2 protein-coding genes are annotated in these 2,405 nt (G+C 53.1%); both read right to left on the minus strand.

What is annotated here, in order from left to right; all coding sequences use genetic code 11:
• Nucleotides 1-60: 60 nt before the first annotated feature.
• Complete coding sequence (gene istB / locus IBX51_RS14960) at nucleotides 61-777, minus strand: IS21-like element helper ATPase IstB (RefSeq protein WP_291832126.1); 717 nt, start codon at nucleotides 775-777, stop codon at nucleotides 61-63.
• Complete coding sequence (gene istA / locus IBX51_RS14965; protein ID WP_291832125.1) at nucleotides 777-2,306, minus strand: IS21 family transposase; 1,530 nt, start codon at nucleotides 2,304-2,306, stop codon at nucleotides 777-779. The genes istB and istA overlap by 1 nt, the downstream gene beginning before the upstream one ends.
• Between the last annotated feature and the right edge of the window lie 99 nt (nucleotides 2,307-2,405).

A 2,405-nucleotide genomic window follows, 5' to 3' on the forward strand; every position in this document is an offset into this window, starting at 1 on the left:
TGTCTCGCGTCAACTATCTTGTCCGGTTTGACGACAATTAAGATGGCCGGTTGAGTTTCGTTATTTTCTCAGGTGTTGTTTTTTTCGATAGCTCCCTCCTTCTATTTCAATAATGCTGGCATGATGAATAATCCGGTCGATCGCAGCCACGGTCATCAACGCATCGGGAAAGATTTGATCCCATTGGCTGAATGGCTGGTTTGAGGTAATGATCAGGCTGCCGCTTTCGTAGCGGTGGGCGATAAATTCAAAAAGAACCTGAGTCTCCCCATCGCTTTTTTTGATGTAGCCTATATCGTCAATAATCAGCACCGGATACTTGTCCAGGCGCGTCATATAAGTCATCAGATCCAACTCTTTTTTGGCTGTTTGCAGTTGCTGAACGAGTTCACCGGCGGAGAACCACTTGACGCGCACACCGCGTTCAATCAGTTGATGCCCCAGGGCTGCGGCAATGTGGGATTTGCCGACACCGGAAGGGCCGATGAGCAGCACGTTACCTGCTTGTAACGCCCACTGGTGGTCGTCTTTGAGCTGGTGGAGGGGTTGCTGGACGGCTTTGGGTAAATCCGCAAAATTGAGCGTCGCGAAGCTTTTGCCTGCAGGCAGGCGGGCTTCCCTCGTCCATTTGTTGGTTCTTGTCTGAAAGCGCCGGGCCAGTTCCTGTTCGCAGAGCTTGCTGAGGAATTCTGCATAGCTCCAGGTCTTCTCAATGGCCTGCTTCTGATAGCTCTCCAGGTTCTGACTGAAGGTTGCGAGGCGTAGCTCTTTTAACATCAGTTTGAGAGGCATGGTGCACCTCCTTGGGGGTGAGGGTTCACCCAACCGCCGGTCAGCAAGTCATCATAGTCCGCAATATCATGCTGCTTTGTGTGCAGCTCTGGCCGATCTTTCTTTTGCAGATAGCGTGCTTGCAGAATTTTCAGAGTTGGCAACTGATCGGCCTGAGCTTGCCGGTATAGACTTCGCCCTAATTCGCGCTCGCACTGGTGGTCTGCGGCGATGCGCAACACGGCGACCATCCACTTGCAGGCGTCTTTGGCCGGAAGCTTTTGATCAACAATTTTCCACAACTGTCGGTAGTTGTCGTCGGGAAATAATTCGTCGCGGAAGTTGGAAAAGCGAAAGGCCTGGGGCTTGGTGGCCAGCGCGTGAATGACATGGCGATAATCAATACACCGGGCTCTTTTATTGGCGTTGTCGGGATAGACGCGGGCCAATTCAATGACCTGGGTTTGTCCGACAAAACCGATCAGCTTGTCGTGATAGAGGTGAATGCGTAACGTTTCACCAATCAGTCGCGACGGCACGCTATAGAGGCCATGTTTGACATCAATCGTGCTGCTGGTGGTGACCTTGGCAGAGATTTCCGAGTAATCCATAAAGCGATATTTCGGTAGCAGCTGCAAATATTTTTTCTCCTCAGCAAAGCGCGTTACGCAGTAACGATTGAGGCGCCCGATGCAGCGATTAATCAGAGCCTGATACTCCGCAACGGTGGCAAAATCAGCACTGCCTCGCAGCATGATGGCCTGATCCAGGCGGTGTTTCAACGTTCCATGGGCGGTTTCAACCGCACCATTTTCATGGCCGAGGCCGGGATTGTTGGTTGTGCCGGTCATACCATAATGCTGGCACAGCCCCTCATAAGCCTGCGTGAGTTGTTTCTTCTGGCTCTGGTTGACATAGGCGGCGCTCAGACTGTCGGTGCGATGCTCGGTCGGAGTTCCACCACACTTTTGCAGCGCATTCTGTAACCCCTCGGCCAGTGCGGAATAGCTTTCTCCGCCGCGCACAACATGGGCACAACGCCAGCCACTGTAGGCCAGTCGATACTGATAGATGAGATGGCGAAGTGGCTGTCCTGCGATGGTTACGGCGGCCCTTGGGTGAGTAAAATCTGAGAGTCCCTGCCGCCCCGGTGGCACGGTCTGGCGAAACATCACCGGGTTGTCAGGCCCCTGCGTCGCCCGCCAATGCTTGACCCGGCGTTGCAGAGTCCGCAACAGTTCGTAGGGATAGTCGCCCGGATGATGTTCATCCAGATATTCCCATAAGGTTAGACCGGTCAGTTTGGGTTCTTTTTCCAGTAATGGAACCAGTTCCGGCTCCCAGACCGCAGCAAACGGATCGGTGCGCGTCTTCCAATGCCGCTGCGTTTTTGTTGCCACGCCGTTTTGCTCAAGGCGCCGAGCCGAACGAACGCTTATCCCTGCTTTGGCTGCGCATGTTTCTTGATTTAGGTCAGTTTGTCGAGATTGCATATAAAGCATCTCCTGTCTTTGAGTGATGTGTTTCCCAGGCAAGTCAGCCTCCCTTTAGGTTCAAAAAGGAGCTTACATGGAGGGGCACTCAACCGGCCAAGTTAATTGACGCCGACCGGACAGGATAATTGTCGCCGAACA

Origin of the sequence: Marinobacter sp. (genome assembly GCF_014859525.1) — a bacterium.
In the GTDB taxonomy this organism is placed as follows: Bacteria; Pseudomonadota; Gammaproteobacteria; order Pseudomonadales; family Oleiphilaceae; genus Marinobacter.

Bases quoted from the DNA above. Each gene is read 5' to 3' on its own strand.
- istB (WP_291832126.1), bottom strand. From the start codon at position 777: ATGTTAAAAGAGCTACGCCTCGCAACCTTCAGTCAGAACCTGGAGAGC.